Here is a 15289-nt window from a genome sequence, read left to right on the forward strand (position 1 = left end):
CACGGTAACTCGTTCACTTCTAAGCTTAATTCACCCTAAACTTCTCACTCCAACCAAAAGGATTCCTCCATGCCAGCCTATGACCTTTACGCCCTCGGAAACGCCCTCGTCGATATGGAATACAGCGTCACGCCCGAGGACCTGAACCGACTCGAAATCGACAAAGGGGTAATGACGCTGGTTGATGAAGCCCACCAACTGCGCATCATGAATCATCTGCGAGAGCACGATCATCATCGCGGTTCCGGCGGTTCGGCGGCCAACTCCATCATCGCGCTGAGCCAATTTGGTGGCCAGGGATACTATTCCTGCAAGGTGGCCGATGATGAACTCGGGCACTTTTATCTAAAAGACCTGGTCACCGGGGGCATCGCCACCCGCGACAGCAGCTTTCTCGATCAGGGCGACACCGGCCGCTGCGTAGTGCTGGTCACTCCTGATAGCGACCGCACCATGTGCACCTACTTAGGCATCAGCGGCAACCTCTCGGTGCATGAAGTCGACACAGACGCCCTGCGCGCCTCCAAATGGTTTTACACCGAAGGCTATCTGGTTACATCGGATACGGCACGGGTGGCCGCGATCGAAGCGCGAAAGGTTGCTGAGCAGGCCGGCGTCAAAACCGCGCTGTCCCTGTCCGATCCGAACATGGTCAACTTCTTCAAGGATGGGCTTAAGGAAATGATTGGCGAGAAGGTCGATTTGATCTTCGCCAACGAGGCCGAGGCCATGGGCATGGCCGACACCGATGATTTGAACCAGGCGGTCGATTATCTGAAGTCTGTTGCGCGGGAGTTTGCCATCACCCGTGGCCCTGAAGGTGCCCTGATCTTTGACGGGAAGGAACTGATCGACATCGATCCGGTGCCGGTCAAAGCCGTCGACACCGTGGGAGCAGGCGATATGTTTGCCGGTGCTTTCCTCTACGGTCTAACTCAGGGCTGGAGTCACGCCCGCGCTGGTCGCCTAGCCTCCGCCGCCTCGGCCAAGCTGGTCACCAGTCTGGGGCCTCGCATCAGCCGCGAAGAATCCCAAGCCATTCTCAAACAGGTTGAAGCGGCCTGACAGGCTGTTTGAAGCCACTCTGGGTTTGAAGCCAATTGGCACTTTGCCCCGCCTGCGTAAGGCGGGGCAGATGGCAATCGCCCCACGGAGCCCCCCACGGAATCCCTCATGGAATCCCTCATGAAATCGCGCATACGCGCGCTGCGCTAGCCAACAAAGGCGGCGTTGCAGATTCCAAGCAGGGAGGCGGGGAAAATACCCAGTAACAGCACGGCAAGACCATTCACAGAGATGGCAATACGCGCATCCCCGGCCAGTTGCAGCGGGAAGGCATCCTGCGCGGGCTTATCGAAGTAGATGAACTTGATCACCCGCAGGTAGTAGAAAGCACCCACGATGGAGAAGACCACGGCGACCACGGCAAGCCAGGTGAGACCAATGCTTACAACGGCGTCGAGCACCAGCAGCTTGGCGAAGAAGCCCACCGCCGGCGGCACCCCAGCCATGGAAAACATCATCAGTGCCAGCATGGCAGCGAGCCAGGCATCCCGGTCATTCAGTCCTTTGAGATCATCAAGGTTCTGAATTTCGACGCCTTGGACGGAAATCATCGCCAGCACACCAAAAGCGCCGGCCGCCATGAGCGCATAGACCAGGGTGTAGAACATGGCGGCGGCATAGCCCTCCGGCGTACCCGCAAGCAGCCCAAGAAAAATGAAACCAACATGGGAGATGGTCGAGTAGGCCAGCATGCGCTTGATGTTGGTCTGCGCGATGGCGACCAGATTGCCAAGGCCCATCGAGAGCACCGAAAGGATGATCAGAATCTCGCCCCAGTCCGGCTGCAGCGCCCCCAGGCTGTCGATCAGAATCCGGCTGGCCATGGCAAAGGCCGCGATCTTGGGCGCACTCGAGAGGAAAAGCACCACCGGCATGGGCGCGCCCTGATAGACATCCGGAAGCCACATGTGAAAGGGCACGGCGCCGAACTTAAAGGCCACGCCAATCAGCACGAACACCAGACCGAACACCAGGATTTTGTTCTCTATGCCCTCGGCGGTGACAACCTCGGCCACATCGGCAAAGCCGAAACTGCCGGTGGCTCCATAGAGCATGGAAATGCCATAGAGCAGCATGCCCGAACCCAGAGCGCCGAGCACAAAGTATTTCATCGCCGCCTCTGCCCCGGGTTTGGAGTCGCGCTCCAGCGCAACCAGCGGATAGAGGCAGAGCGCCAGCAGTTCCAGCCCCAGGTAGAGCGTCAGGAAGCTATGCGCCGAGACCATGATCAGCATGCCCAGGGTGGCGAACAGAATGAGCACATGGTATTCGCCCACCCAAAGCCCACGCTCGCGCATGTAATCGCGTGAGTAAACGAAGGTCAGAATGGTCAGAATGAGGATGACGCCTTTGAGCAGGTCGCCAAAGGGATCGCGCACAAAGCTGTCGCTGAACGCCAGGGTGGACTCACTGCCACCAACCAGACCAACGCAGCCGAGGGTCGCGGCCAGCCCGAGGATCGACAGGTTATGGTTCCAGCCCCGCTGCTCGTCGTTGAGATAGAGATCGAGAACCAGAACCGCGCAGGCCGTCGTCAGCAGGATCAGCTCGGGCAGGATGGTCGCGAGAAAAACGGGTTCAAACGCCATAGTCAAAAATCCGTTGGCAGCAGCGGCTGTTGGTCCGGCTATTGGTCCGAATGGGAACCAAGGGTTGTCAGGGTGCTTCGGGCTGGCGAGCAAGCGCCGGATCGGTACCGGGCAGCTTGCTGACCTGAATCTGGCTCACCAGATTCTCGATGGTCGGTTCCATCACATCAATCAGCGGCTTCGGCCAGATGCCAACCGCAAGCACCACGGCGGCGAGCACGCCCAAATTAAAGGTTTCACGCCGGTTCAAATCCTTGAGCCCGGCGACCCGCTCATTGCCGACCTCACCGAAGACGACGCGCTTGACCATCCACAGGGTAAAGGCGGCAGCCAGGATGAGCGTGGTCGCGGCCAAGAAGGCGTACCAGAAGTCGGCGCGGAAGGCGGCCAGAATCACCATCAATTCACCGACGAAACCAGAGGTCCCCGGCAGGCCAGCGTTGGCCATGGCAAAGAACACCATAAAGCCGCCGAACCAGGGCATGACATTGATCACGCCGCCATAATCGGCAATCTCGCGACTATGTAGGCGATCATACAACACCCCGACGCACAGAAAGAGCGCCCCCGAGATGAAGCCGTGGGAAATCATCTGCACCATGCCGCCCTCGATGCCCATGACGGCGCCGCTCGAAACCTCCGGCTGGCGGAAAATGGCGAACACCAGGAAAAAGCCGAGGGTCACAAAGCCCATGTGCGCGATCGACGAGTAAGCGATGAGCTTTTTCATGTCCTTCTGCACCAAGGCGACAAAGCCAATATAGACAATCGCAATGAGCGACAGGGCGATGATGAAGCCATCAAGCGCCGCACTGGCATCGGGTGTGATTGGCAAACTAAAGCGCAGAAAGCCATAGCCGCCAATCTTCAGCATGATGGCCGCCAGAATCACCGACCCGCCGGTTGGTGCCTCCACATGGGCATCGGGCAGCCAGGTATGCACCGGGAACATGGGCACCTTGACCGCGAAGGCGAGCAGGAAGGCAATGAAAATCAGTATCTGCGCCGTCATGCCAAGGGGCAGCGCGTGATAGTCGAGAATGCTGAAGCTGCCGGACTGGAAGTACATGTAGATCAGTGCCACCAGCATGAACACCGACCCGAAAAAGGTATACAGGAAGAACTTGATGGTGGCGTAAACGCGATTTGGCCCGCCCCAGACGCCGATCACGATGAACATCGGGATCAGCATGGCCTCCCAGAAGACGTAGAACAAAATGGCATCGAGCGCGGAGAAAACGCCAACCATGATGCCTTCCATGATCAGGAAAGCGGCCATGTAGAGCGACGGCTTATAGCTGATAACATCCCAACCGGCCACGACCACAAAAATGGTAATGAAGGTCGTCAGGATAATCAGCGGCATCGAAATTCCATCGACGCCAAGAAAATAGAACACATCAAAAGACGGCACCCAGGGAAGATGCTCGACAAACTGCATGTCAGGCTGCGCCGGATCGAAGCCGAACCACAGCGGCAGGCTGACCAGGAAGGTCGCGACCGCCACCCCAAGGGCTAGCCGCTTGCTCCGCTCTGGCATCTCGTCGCCACTGACAATGACGCCAATGCCGCCAAGAATCGGCAGCCAGATGGTCAATGTCAGCCAGGGAAAATCAGTCATTGTCCTTCATTCTCCAGAATCGCGACCACGGCGGTCATGCATTGGGCGGCCCTTGATCCAGCAGACGGGGTTCAGAAGGCAACATAGGCGGTCAGCATGGCGACCAGGCCGATGATCATGGCAATGGCGTAGTGATAGAGCATGCCCGACTGTATCCAACGCATGCCGCCCGCGAGTCGGCCGACCGAATGCGCGGAGCCGTTCACAATGGCGCCGTCAATCACCGCTCGATCACCCGTGTTCCATAACAAGCGACCGATATTGAGCCCGCCGCCAGCAAAAACGCGCTGATTGAAATCATCAAAGCCATACTTGTCCTGCAACAGCCGGGTCAGCGGGCCACCTGCGCGCTGTAGCAGCAGATCGAGATTGGGCAGCAGCTTGACGCCAAACCACCAGAACAAGGTCGCAAGCCCAAGACCGGTCATGGCCAGTTTAAAGGGCCAGCCGTGCATGCCATGCTCGATAAAGGCCATCTGTCCATGCCAGTGGGCGGCCAGATTGTGCAGGCTATCGTGCTCGTGCGCCACATGAATGGCATCGCCCAGCCAGTTGTTGACCAAGAGTGGCTCCACCGCCAGCCAGCCAATGAAAATAGACGGCACCGCCAGCGCGATCAGCGGGCCTGTCACTACCCAGGGCGTCTCGTGCAGGTGCGAGCGGGTATGCTCATCCATACGCGGCTTGCCGTGGAACACCAGGTAGTACATACGGAAGCTGTAGAGTGCGGTGACAAAAGCGCCGATCGTTAGCAGCACCCAGGCGACATTGGCCCCGAAAACATCCGAATGGCCAACCGCCTCGATGATGGCGTCCTTGGAGAAGAAGCCGGAGAAGCCAGGAAAGGCAATGAGCGCCAGGGAGCCGACCAGGGCCGTCAGCCAGGTGATGGGCATTTTCTTCCACAGGCCACCCATGTTGCGGATGTCCTGATCATGGTGCATGGCAATGATGACCGAGCCGGCCGCGAGGAACAGCAGCGCCTTAAAAAAGGCATGGGTCATCAGGTGGAAAATGCCGGCGGCATAGGCAGATGCGCCCAGCGCAGCCACCATGTAGCCAAGCTGCGACAGGGTCGAGTAGGCCACCACACGCTTGATATCGTTCTGCACCAGACCGATCAGACCCATAAAAAAGGCCGTCACCGCACCGATGATGAGCACGAAGGAGAGCGCGGTGGTGGAAAGTTCATAGAGCGGCGACATGCGCGCGACCATGAAAATACCGGCTGTGACCATGGTGGCCGCGTGAATGAGCGCGGAGATGGGTGTCGGACCTTCCATGGAGTCCGGCAACCAGACATGCAAAGGAACCTGGGCGGACTTTCCCATGGCACCGATGAACAACAAAATGCAGATGAGCGTCATCAGCGAGACACCGCCGAATACCGGCACCTGCGTCTCGGCAAATTGCGGCGCTTGTGCGAACACCTCGGCATAATTCATGGAGTTGAAATACATGCCGACCGCAGCAATGCCGAGAATAAAACCAAAGTCCCCCACCCGGTTGACCAGAAAGGCTTTTAAATTTGCATAAACGGCCGATTCACGCGTCGCCCAGAAGCCGATCAGCAGATAGGAGACCAGACCGACCGCCTCCCAGCCGAAAAACAGCTGGATGAAGTTATTCGACATCACCAGCATCAGCATGGAGAACGTGAAGAGCGAGATATAACTGAAAAAGCGCTGATAGCTGTTTGTGCCGGCCAGCGATCCATGCGGCCAGTTGTGCTCATCATCAGCCATGTAACCGATGGTATAAACATGCACCATCAGAGACACAAAGGTCACTGTCGCCATCATGAGCGCGGTCAGGCGGTCAACCAAAAAACCGATCTCAAAGCGAATGCCATCGGCGATCATCCAGGTATAAACAGTATCGTTGAAGACGCCCAGATCGCCCCAGATAAACCCGGCCAGCACCGCGAGCGACAGCACGCAGGAGAGACCCACGCCGATGATGGTCGCGCGATGGGCACCGACGCGGCCGATACGCGCGCTGAAAAAGCCCGCGATGATGGCGCCCACGAGTGGCGCCAGAACGATGAGCAGATAAACCAGTGCCATGCGTCAGCCCTTCAGCAGATCGAGATCGTCGACGTTGATGGTCTGGCGCCCGCGGAACAGCACCACCAAAATGGCCAGCCCGATGGCCGCCTCGGCCGCAGCGACCGTGAGAATGAAGAAAACAAACACCTGCCCTGCGGTATCGCCGAGAAAATGCGAGAAAGCGACGAAATTAATATTCACCGCCAGCAGCATGAGCTCGATGCACATCAGCAGGATGATGACATTCTTGCGGTTAATGAAAATCCCAGCCACGGCAATGGCGAACATCAACCCGGCAAGCAGCAAATAATCCGAGAGTGCGATCATTCAGTCTTCTCCCTTCTCGCCGACATCGGGCTTGGTTTGAGCTATTGGAGCAGGCACCGGCTCGGTTGCCATTTTGACAATGCGAACGCGATCCGGCCCCTTGCGCACCCGCACCTGCGCTGAGGGATCGAGATACTTGGTCGAGGGCCGGCGCCGCAAGGTCAACCGAATGGCCGCGACGATGGCCACCAACAAAATCACCGCCGCGATCTCAAACTGATACAGGTAGGTGGTGTAAAGCTCCATACCCAGTTCTGCGGTATTGCTGTAACCCGCCGCTTTGGCCGCCGGGTTGGCGAATTCATCCAGGCCGAAATTCCCGGGCCCCAACACCAGCAGCATGTTGAAAATCAACAGCGCAACAATCAGCAGACCCAAGGGCAGATAACGAATGAACTGCGCGCGCATGGCGGCAACGTCGATATCGAGCATCATCACCACGAACAGGAAGAGCACCATGACCGCGCCAACATAGACCAGCACCAACACGATGCCAAGAAATTCGGCTTCAATCAGCAGCCAGAGCGCGGCGGTGGAGACAAAGGTCAGCACCAGATAAAGCGCCGCATGCACCGGATTGCGCCGCGTGACGACCATCCCCGCGCCGAACAGGGTTATCGCGGCAAACAGAAAAAACAGGAATTTCTCGAAACCCATGAATACGATGTCCGGTGATGAATCGGGCTGATGAAGAGCGCCGGTGGTTCTTTAGCCGTCCGCAGCCTAGCGATAAGGCGCATCGGCCGCCCGAGCCGCAGCAATGCGTTCCTCGTACATGTCGCCAATGGCGAGCAGTTTGTCCTTGGTCATGACGTTGTCGCCGCGAGTCTCGAAGTGATACTCATAGATATCCGTCTCGACAATGGAATCGACCGGGCAGGACTCCTCACAAAAGCCGCAGTAGATACACTTAAATAAATCAATATCGTATCTGGTGGTGCGTCTTGAGCCATCTTCGCGCGGCTCAGCCTCGATGGTGATGGCCAGCGCTGGACACACAGCCTCGCACAGCTTGCAGGCGATGCAGCGTTCCTCGCCATTGGGGTAGCGGCGCAGTGCATGCAGGCCGCGAAAGCGCGGCGAGATGGGCCCTTTCTCCTCGGGGTACTGAATGGTGAACTTGCGCTTGAACAGATAGCCGCCGGTCAGGCGCAGGCCTTTCAGCACCTCGACGAGCATCAGGCTGTTCAAATAATCAAGCGCGCGTTGCAGCATCGTTGGTTCTCAAGGTTTCTTCGTCGGTATTTATCGCAGCCAGGGCGATTCGCTCGAACTCAGGTTGCGCATTGGTCAGGCTGGCGACCACCAAGGCGGTACTTCCAGCACCACACCAAGGGCCACCACCAAAATCCACACAATCGTGATGGGGATGAACACCTTCCAACCCAGGCGCATAATCTGATCGTAACGGTAGCGCGGCAGGGTCGCTCGCAGCCACAGGAAAACAAACATAAAAAAGAAGGTCTTCAGCAGCAACCAGAGAATGCCCGGCACCCAGGAAAAGAGCCCCTCCAGCACGGGAATGCCCTGAAAGGGTGACAACCAGCCGCCGAAGAACAGGAGCGCCGTCAGCATGGCGATCAGCACCATGTTGGCATATTCGGCAAGGAAAAAGACCGCGAATCCCATGCCGGAATATTCCACATGGAAACCTGCGACGATCTCTGACTCACCCTCGGCCACGTCAAAGGGCGCGCGGTTAGTCTCGGCGACACCGGAGATGTAATAGACCCCGAGCAGCGGCAGCAAGGGCAGCCAGTACCAGGTCAGGAAACTTCCGCTCTGAGCAAGAACGATTGCGCTTAAGTTCAGACTGCCGGCAGCGACCAGCACCCCGACCAGCGCGAAGCCCATGGCAATTTCGTAGGCGACGATCTGAGCCGCTGCGCGCAGGGAGCCCAGAAAGGCATACTTGGAGTTGGAGGCCCAACCAGCAATGATGACGCCATAAACGCCAAGCGAGGTCAGGGCCAGCACATAGAGCAAACCGGCATCGATGTCGGCAAGCACCAGGCCATCATCAAAGGGCACCACAGCCCAGGCACCCAGGGCCGGAGCAATGGCAATCAGGGGCGCGGCAAAAAACAGCACCTTGTTCGCCTTCGCCGGGACGATGATTTCCTTGACCATCAGCTTGAGCGCGTCGGCAATGGGTTGCAACAGCCCGCGCCAGCCGACCCGGTTCGGCCCGATGCGCACCTGCATGTAGCCGATCACCTTGCGCTCAGCATAGGTGTACCAGGCCACCACCGCCAACAAGGGCACCAAGATAACCAGGGTCGCGGTCAGGCCTCGCAACACCAGGGGCAAACTCGACCAGAGTTCCATCATCGGGCTATCCTCGCACCTTGCTTAAGGTCAGGGGACCAATCTGGGCGCCCAGAGTCTCGCTGCCTGGCACTGCAGCCGGAATGCGAGCACATCCTGGCGGAACGGAATCGGTGATGCTCAGGCTGGCCGTGGCCGTCGCATCGCCCTGGCGGATGCTGAGGCTATCGCCATCGGCGAAGCCAAGCTTCTCGGCTTGCTCAGGATGCAATTGCACGGCCAGGGGCTCCGCCAGCGGCGTGTGTTGCAGGGCCGGTGCATGACGGACCAGATTGTCGCTCGCATAGATGGGCACGGGGCCGACCCGCATCAGCGACTCACCGATAGCCGGAAGTTTAAAATCCGGGCGCGCGCTGCGAGGGCCGTTGTCGAAACCAATCTCACCGCACAGGGCTTGCAGCTCGGTGGCGACATCGCGCGCGCTGTTGTAGCCGAAGCCGTCCAGCTCAAGCAGATTGCCGAGCACCCGCAGCACCTTCCAGCCCGGTCGCGCCTCGCCCGGCGGCGCCACCGCGCCCTGAAAGCGTTGCCAGAGCCCGCCAGCATTGACGAAAGTACCGGAGGTTTCAGCAAAGGCGCCAATGGGCAACAACAGATGCGCAACCTGCTCCAGCGCCGGGGTGCGGAAAGCCGAGCAGCCGATGACCAATTGCGCGGATGACAATGCCTGCTGACCCAACGCCGGGTCGATCAGATCGGCAGCAGGGTCCAGATCCCATAGCACATAGGCTTGGCGCGGTGTGGCGAGCATCTCGCGTACATTCAGTCCCGGAGTCTCCAGCACTTTACCACCCGCCCCCAGATGCGGCAGCGCGCCGGCCAAGGCTGCGCCCGTGCTGTTGGCCGCCGGCAAATAGCCCAAGCGCGCGCCGCTGCCGTTGGCGATGGTCTCGGCCAAGGTCTTAATGAGCGCATAGTCGGGATCTGCGCCAGCCAGCGCTCCTAGCAGAATCACAGCGCCGCCGTCAGAACCTGCGGCTCGCAACTGCTCGGCCAGTTCCCGATGCCGATCATCCGGCTCGGCCATGCCAATCAGTTCCCGCACGGAACCGTTACCCGGTAGATCCAGCGCTGCGGCCAGAGCCGCCAGTTCCACCAGCAAGCACCCCGGGGGCGCGATGAATTGGCTGGAAGGGAAAGTCAGATCCAGATAGTAGTAATTGAAGGCCGCAACCGTCGCGCCCTTAAGCGCCGCCTTGCGTATGCGATGCGCGAGTAGTGGCTGCTCCGCGCGGATGTCGCTGCCGATCAGCACCACCGCCTGCTGGCGTTCGAGTTCCACGATAGGCAGGCCAAGCCAGGGCCGCACCGGGTCGGAGCTGTCACCGCGAAAATCCTGCTGGCGCAGGCGGCTGTCGATGTGACCAGTCCCCAGACCACGCATGAGTTTTTGCAGCAGGTATTGCTCCTCGAGCGTGGCGGTTGGCGCGAGCAGACAGCCAACTCCATCCGCATCAATCGCCCGGAGCCCCTCGACGGCGAGCTTGAGCGCGGATTCCCAGTTGATTGTCTGCCAGGTCCCGTCGCGTTTGACCATTGGCTGGTCGAGACGCGCATCGCTGTTGAGGCCCTGATAACTGAAGCGGTCGCGGTCGGAAATCCAGGTTTCGTTGACATCCTCATTGGCGTGCGGGTGCACCCGCATCACCTCATCGCGGCGCACATGCAGGCGCAGGTTGGCACCGCAGCCGTCGTGCGGGGAGATGCTGTCACGGTCGGTCAACTCCCAGGCGCGCGCGGCAAAGCGGTAAGGCTTGGAAGTGAGTGCACCAACCGGGCAGAGATCAATGATATTGCCCGAGAGTTCATGGCTGACGGCATGCGCCACAAAGGTGCCGATACGCATGTCCTCGCCACGGCCGGTCGCGCCCAGCTCGCGCACGCCGGCGACCTCGGCGCAAAAACGCACGCATCTGGTGCAATGAATGCAACGCGTCATTTCGGTGGCGATCAGCGGGCCGATATCTTCGTCCTGCACCACGCGCTTGCGCTCGCTGAAGCGAGAGACATCCTCGCCGTAGCCCATGGACACATCCTGCAACTCGCACTCCCCGCCCTGATCGCAGATCGGGCAGTCAAGCGGATGGTTGATCAGCAGGAATTCCATGGTGCCACGCTGCGCCTCGAGCGCCTTGTGCGAGCGCGTCTGCACCTTCATGCCATCGCCGACTGGTGTGGCACAGGCTGGTATCGGTTTGGGGAAGGGACGCCCGCCCTGCTCGGCTTCAACCAGGCACATGCGGCAGTTGGCCGCGATGGACAGCTTGGGGTGATAGCAAAAACGCGGGATGGCGATGCCCTCGCGGTCGGCGACCGCGATGATCATCTCTCCAGGCGTCGCCTCACAGGTGCGACCATCGATTTCCAGTGTAATCTTGTCGGACATCGCGCCCTTGCTATGCAGTGGAATTGCGGTTCGGTGGACGATAAGAAATTGACTCGAGGAATCAGGCCGCCTTCGCGCTGGCCGCGCCCTGGTGAGTTGCCTCGATCAGCTCCTCGAACTCGTGACGATAGTGTTTCAGGAAACTCTGCACCGGCATGGCTGCGGCATCACCCAAAGCACAGATGGTACGCCCGCCGATGCGCCCGGCGACGCTGTCAAGCAGACTGATATCCTGCCGACGCCCCTGCCCTTTCAAGATGCGATCAAGCACCCGCGCGAGCCAGCCGGTGCCCTCACGACAGGGGGTACATTGGCCACAGGATTCGTGTGCATAAAAATGTGACAGATTGGCCAGTACCTTGACCATACTGGTGCCCTCGGCGATGACGACTACGGCGCCCGAGCCAAGCATGGAGCCGGCCTTGGCGATAGAGTCGTAGTCCATGTCCACCCCCATCATGATGTGACCAGGCACCACAGGAACCGACGAACCGCCGGGGATCACGGCCTTCAGCTCCCGACCACCCTGCACGCCGCCAGCCAGGGCGAGCAGGTCGCGGAATGGCGTCCCCAGGGGCACCTCGAAATTGCCGGGGTTTTCAACATGGCCACTGACCGAGAACAGCTTGGGGCCGCCATTGTTCGGCCGCCCCTGATCGAGAAACCACTGCCCGCCCTTTTCGAGAATCACCGGCACCGAGGCCAGGGATTCGGTGTTGTTGATGGTCGTCGGTCGCCCGAACAGTCCCGCCTGGGCCGGGAACGGCGGTTTGTAGCGTGGCTGTCCCTTTTTACCCTCAATGGACTCAAGCAGCGCGGTTTCCTCGCCGCAGATGTAAGCACCAGCTCCAAGGTGGGTATGAAGGTCAAAATCCACGCCAGAGCCAAGCACATTCTTGCCGAGCAGTCCGGCGGCATAGGCTTCATCAAGCGCGGCATTGAAGCGCGCGATGGGCTCGTAGAACTCGCCGCGGATGTAGTTGTAACCGACAGTGGCGCCAATGCAATAACCGGCAATGGCCATGCCCTCGATCAACTGATGCGGGTTGTAGCGAAGAATGTCGCGATCCTTGCAGGTGCCGGGCTCGCCTTCATCCGAATTGCAGACGATGTATTTTTGCCCAGGCGCCTGACGCGGCATGAAGCTCCACTTAAGTCCGGTCGGAAAGCCTGCCCCACCGCGCCCTCGCAAGGCCGAAAGTTTCAATTCCTGGATGATGTCGTTCGGGTCGATCCGGTTCTTCAGGATGCGTTCCCATTGCTGGTAGCCGCCAAGCGCCTGGTATTCCTCCAGCCGATAGCGCCGCTCGGGCGGCAGATGCATGGTGCGGAAGCAGACGGTATTCTGGTGTTCAACCATGTTTACAACTCTTGCCGGCGGATCAGTCAAGCGCGTCGATCAAGCGGTCGAGCGTCGTCGGTGTCAGCCGCTCGTGATAGACCTTGTCGACCAGCACGGCGGGCGCATCCTTGCAGGCGCCGAGACACTCGAACTCTTTCAAGGTGAATTTGCCATCAGAACTGGTCTGGCCGGGTTCGATCCCATAGCGTTCGCGCACATGGTCGATCAACTCCTCGCTGCCATTGAGCAGGCAGGAGATGCTATTACAGACGCAGACCTTGTGGCGACCAACGGGCTCGAGATCATACATGCCGTAAAAGCTGGCCACCTCGTACACCGACACCTCGGGCATGTCGAGATAGGCCGCGATGTCGTCCATCAGCGCGCGCGTCAGGGAGCCACCATTGGAATCCTGCACCAAGGTCAGGGCCGCCATCACAGCGGATTGTTTCCATTCCGAAGGATACTTGGCGATCTCCCCATCAATGGCGGCGCGCAGATCCTCAGTGAACAGACTGGATTTATCGCGGTCGTGGATCACCGCCAGCGGAGCATTGCGAAAGCTCATCAGCGGTCAACCTCCCCAAAGACAATATCCATGGTGCCGATAATGGCGACCACATCGGCCAGCATGTGCCCACGGGACATCTCATCCATCGCGGCCAGATGGGCAAAACCCGGTGCGCGCACTTTCAGCCGATAGGGCTTATTCGCGCCATCGGCGACGATATAACAGCCAAACTCGCCCTTGGGCGCCTCCACCGCAGCATAGACCTCGCCGGCTGGCGGGCAATAGCCCTCGGTAAAGAGTTTGAAGTGATGGATCAGGGCTTCCATGTCGTCTTTCATCTCGGTGCGCACTGGCGGCGAGACTTTGTGATCGCCGATCATCACCGGACCCGGATTGGCGCGCAGCCAATCAATGCACTGGCGAACAATACGGTTGGACTGACGCATCTCCTCGACCCGCACCAGATAGCGGTCGTAGCAGTCGCCATTCACACCCACCGGGATGTCGAAATCCACTTTGTCGTAAGCGGCATAGGGCTGCTTTTTGCGCAAATCCCATTCCACACCCGAGCCGCGCAGCATGGGGCCGGTAAAGCCCAACGCCTTGGCGCGCGCGCCATCGACCACGCCGATGCCGACGGTACGTTGCTTCCAGATGCGGTTGTCGGTCAGCAGGGTTTCGTATTCGTCGACCAAGTTCGGGAAGCGCTCGGTGAAATCCTGGATAAAGTCGAGCAGCGAGCCCTCGCGCGCCTTGTTCAGACTTTGGAACTCGCGCTTGCCGTGCCACTTGGAGCTTTCCTCCGAGAAGCGCGGCATCTGACCCGGCAAATCGCGATAGACACCGCCGGGGCGATAATAGGTGGCATGCAGGCGCGCGCCCGAGACCGCCTCGTAGCAGTCCATCAGGTCTTCGCGCTCGCGAAAACAGTACAGAAACACGCTCATGGCGCCGACATCAAGGGCATGGGCACCGAGCCACATCAGGTGATTTAGAATCCGCGTGATCTCGTCGAACATCGTGCGGATGTACTGGGCGCGAATGGGTGCCTCAATGGCCAGCAGCTTTTCAATTGCCCGCACATAGCCGTGCTCATTGCACATCATGGACACGTAATCCAGGCGGTCCATGTAGCCGATGCTTTGATTGAACGGCTTGGTCTCGGCCAGTTTCTCGGTGCCGCGATGCAAGAGCCCAATGTGCGGATCGGCGCGCTCGATCACCTCGCCGGACATTTCCAGCACCAAACGCAGCACACCATGCGCAGCCGGATGCTGGGGGCCGAAATTCAGCGTGTAATTGCGAATCTCAGGCATTGGCCCCTCCGCTGCTCGGACCCTCGGCAAGATAGCGGCTGTCATCGCGAATCACGCGCGGCACCAGCACGCGCGGCTCGATGCTGACTGGCTCGTAAACCACCCGTTGCTGCCCAGGGTCATAGCGCATCTCAACCTGACCGCTCAGCGGGAAGTCCTTGCGGAAGGGATGACCGACAAAGCCATAGTCAGTCAGGATGCGGCGCAAATCCGGATGGCCGTTGAACAGAATGCCGAAGAGATCGAAACACTCACGCTCAAACCAGTCTGCCACCGGCCAGAGCGGAACGACAGAATCCACCATGGGAGAGGAGCCCGCCGCATGGACCCGCAGGCGCAACCGACGATTGTGTTTCAGCGACAGCAGATGATAAACCACCGCAAAGCGTCCGTCGGAGTCCAAATCCAGATCGGGCTCGCGATCAACACCACGGCCAAAGCCGTCGCTCGAGGCAAGCTCCGTCTCCCATTCGGACTGACCGAAGGCTACGTAATCCACACCACAGAGATCAATCAACTGCTCAAAGCTGAATTCAGGCAGGTCGCGCAACTCGGCACAAATGACGAGCAAATCGGCCGGCTTCACAACCAGGGTCAGTTCGCCATGCGCGCAGATGAGTTCATGTGCGCGCTCTCCGAAGGTCTCGACCAGTGACACGGCCAGCGCGTCAAGGCGCGCATCGCCCGTACTCGTGGAAGGTGCGGTAACAGCGGGTTGATTCACGGCAAAGTCAGAGTCTCGATAACGGGCACTGG

General features: G+C 59.5%; 13 protein-coding genes. 1 reads left to right on the plus strand and 12 read right to left on the minus strand.

Features of this window, described 5'->3' with window-relative positions:
- The first annotated feature begins 69 nt into the window (after positions 1 to 69).
- Positions 70 to 1065, plus strand: coding sequence for an adenosine kinase (locus Thiofri_RS14640; protein ID WP_009147003.1), 996 nt, complete (start codon positions 70 to 72; stop codon positions 1063 to 1065).
- A 146-nt stretch (positions 1066 to 1211) separates the two neighbouring features.
- Here the strand turns inward: Thiofri_RS14640 and nuoN are convergent, their stop codons facing one another.
- The 12 genes from nuoN to Thiofri_RS14700 form a co-directional block, all read right to left on the minus strand.
- The gene (gene nuoN / locus Thiofri_RS14645) at positions 1212 to 2654 is read right to left on the minus strand and encodes an NADH-quinone oxidoreductase subunit NuoN (RefSeq protein ID WP_009147002.1); all 1443 of its coding nucleotides are present in this window, start codon (positions 2652 to 2654) and stop codon (positions 1212 to 1214) included.
- Between the two features lie 67 nt (positions 2655 to 2721).
- On the minus strand, positions 2722 to 4275 hold the full coding sequence (locus Thiofri_RS14650; protein ID WP_009147001.1) for an NADH-quinone oxidoreductase subunit M: 1554 nt from the start codon (positions 4273 to 4275) through the stop codon (positions 2722 to 2724).
- Positions 4276 to 4346: 71 nt separating this feature from the next.
- Positions 4347 to 6341, minus strand: coding sequence for an NADH-quinone oxidoreductase subunit L (gene nuoL, locus Thiofri_RS14655; RefSeq protein ID WP_009147000.1), 1995 nt, complete (start codon positions 6339 to 6341; stop codon positions 4347 to 4349).
- Between the two features lie 3 nt (positions 6342 to 6344).
- Positions 6345 to 6650, minus strand: coding sequence for an NADH-quinone oxidoreductase subunit NuoK (nuoK, locus tag Thiofri_RS14660; protein ID WP_009146999.1), 306 nt, complete (start codon positions 6648 to 6650; stop codon positions 6345 to 6347).
- On the minus strand, positions 6651 to 7307 hold the full coding sequence (locus Thiofri_RS14665) for an NADH-quinone oxidoreductase subunit J (protein WP_009146998.1): 657 nt from the start codon (positions 7305 to 7307) through the stop codon (positions 6651 to 6653).
- Between the two features lie 66 nt (positions 7308 to 7373).
- The gene (gene nuoI, locus Thiofri_RS14670; protein WP_009146997.1) at positions 7374 to 7865 is read right to left on the minus strand and encodes an NADH-quinone oxidoreductase subunit NuoI; all 492 of its coding nucleotides are present in this window, start codon (positions 7863 to 7865) and stop codon (positions 7374 to 7376) included.
- Between the two features lie 75 nt (positions 7866 to 7940).
- Positions 7941 to 8981: an NADH-quinone oxidoreductase subunit NuoH gene (nuoH, locus tag Thiofri_RS14675; RefSeq protein ID WP_009146996.1), complete on the minus strand. Its 1041-nt coding sequence runs from the start codon at positions 8979 to 8981 to the stop codon at positions 7941 to 7943.
- 4 nt (positions 8982 to 8985) lie between these two features.
- Positions 8986 to 11364 (minus strand): NADH-quinone oxidoreductase subunit NuoG, encoded by a 2379-nt coding sequence (nuoG, locus tag Thiofri_RS14680; protein ID WP_009146995.1) that lies wholly within the window; start codon positions 11362 to 11364, stop codon positions 8986 to 8988.
- A 61-nt stretch (positions 11365 to 11425) separates the two neighbouring features.
- Entirely contained in the window at positions 11426 to 12724 is a 1299-nt protein-coding gene (nuoF, locus tag Thiofri_RS14685) for an NADH-quinone oxidoreductase subunit NuoF (protein ID WP_009146994.1), read from the minus strand.
- A gap of 22 nt (positions 12725 to 12746) precedes the next feature.
- Positions 12747 to 13274, minus strand: coding sequence for an NADH-quinone oxidoreductase subunit NuoE family protein (locus tag Thiofri_RS14690; protein ID WP_009146993.1), 528 nt, complete (start codon positions 13272 to 13274; stop codon positions 12747 to 12749).
- Positions 13274 to 14533, minus strand: coding sequence for an NADH-quinone oxidoreductase subunit D (locus Thiofri_RS14695; RefSeq protein ID WP_009146992.1), 1260 nt, complete (start codon positions 14531 to 14533; stop codon positions 13274 to 13276). The genes Thiofri_RS14690 and Thiofri_RS14695 overlap by 1 nt, the downstream gene beginning before the upstream one ends.
- Positions 14526 to 15257, minus strand: coding sequence for an NADH-quinone oxidoreductase subunit C (locus Thiofri_RS14700; RefSeq protein ID WP_009146991.1), 732 nt, complete (start codon positions 15255 to 15257; stop codon positions 14526 to 14528). Before Thiofri_RS14700 ends, Thiofri_RS14695 begins: the two co-directional genes overlap by 8 nt.
- Between the last annotated feature and the right edge of the window lie 32 nt (positions 15258 to 15289).

Origin of the sequence: Thiorhodovibrio frisius, assembly GCF_033954835.1 — a bacterium.
GTDB lineage: Bacteria > Pseudomonadota > Gammaproteobacteria > Chromatiales > Chromatiaceae > Thiorhodovibrio > Thiorhodovibrio frisius.

Excerpts from the sequence above, each read along its gene's own strand:
- Thiofri_RS14640 (WP_009147003.1), top strand. The coding sequence starts at position 70 with ATGCCAGCCTATGACCTTTACGCCCTCGGAAACGCCCTCGTCGATATG.
- nuoN (WP_009147002.1), bottom strand. The coding sequence starts at position 2,654 with ATGGCGTTTGAACCCGTTTTTCTCGCGACCATCCTGCCCGAGCTGATC.
- Thiofri_RS14650 (WP_009147001.1), bottom strand. The coding sequence starts at position 4,275 with ATGACTGATTTTCCCTGGCTGACATTGACCATCTGGCTGCCGATTCTT.
- nuoL (WP_009147000.1), bottom strand. The coding sequence starts at position 6,341 with ATGGCACTGGTTTATCTGCTCATCGTTCTGGCGCCACTCGTGGGCGCC.
- nuoK (WP_009146999.1), bottom strand. The coding sequence starts at position 6,650 with ATGATCGCACTCTCGGATTATTTGCTGCTTGCCGGGTTGATGTTCGCC.
- Thiofri_RS14665 (WP_009146998.1), bottom strand. The coding sequence starts at position 7,307 with ATGGGTTTCGAGAAATTCCTGTTTTTTCTGTTTGCCGCGATAACCCTG.
- nuoI (WP_009146997.1), bottom strand. The coding sequence starts at position 7,865 with ATGCTGCAACGCGCGCTTGATTATTTGAACAGCCTGATGCTCGTCGAG.
- nuoH (WP_009146996.1), bottom strand. The coding sequence starts at position 8,981 with ATGATGGAACTCTGGTCGAGTTTGCCCCTGGTGTTGCGAGGCCTGACC.
- nuoG (WP_009146995.1), bottom strand. The coding sequence starts at position 11,364 with ATGTCCGACAAGATTACACTGGAAATCGATGGTCGCACCTGTGAGGCG.
- nuoF (WP_009146994.1), bottom strand. The coding sequence starts at position 12,724 with ATGGTTGAACACCAGAATACCGTCTGCTTCCGCACCATGCATCTGCCG.
- Thiofri_RS14690 (WP_009146993.1), bottom strand. The coding sequence starts at position 13,274 with ATGAGCTTTCGCAATGCTCCGCTGGCGGTGATCCACGACCGCGATAAA.
- Thiofri_RS14695 (WP_009146992.1), bottom strand. The coding sequence starts at position 14,533 with ATGCCTGAGATTCGCAATTACACGCTGAATTTCGGCCCCCAGCATCCG.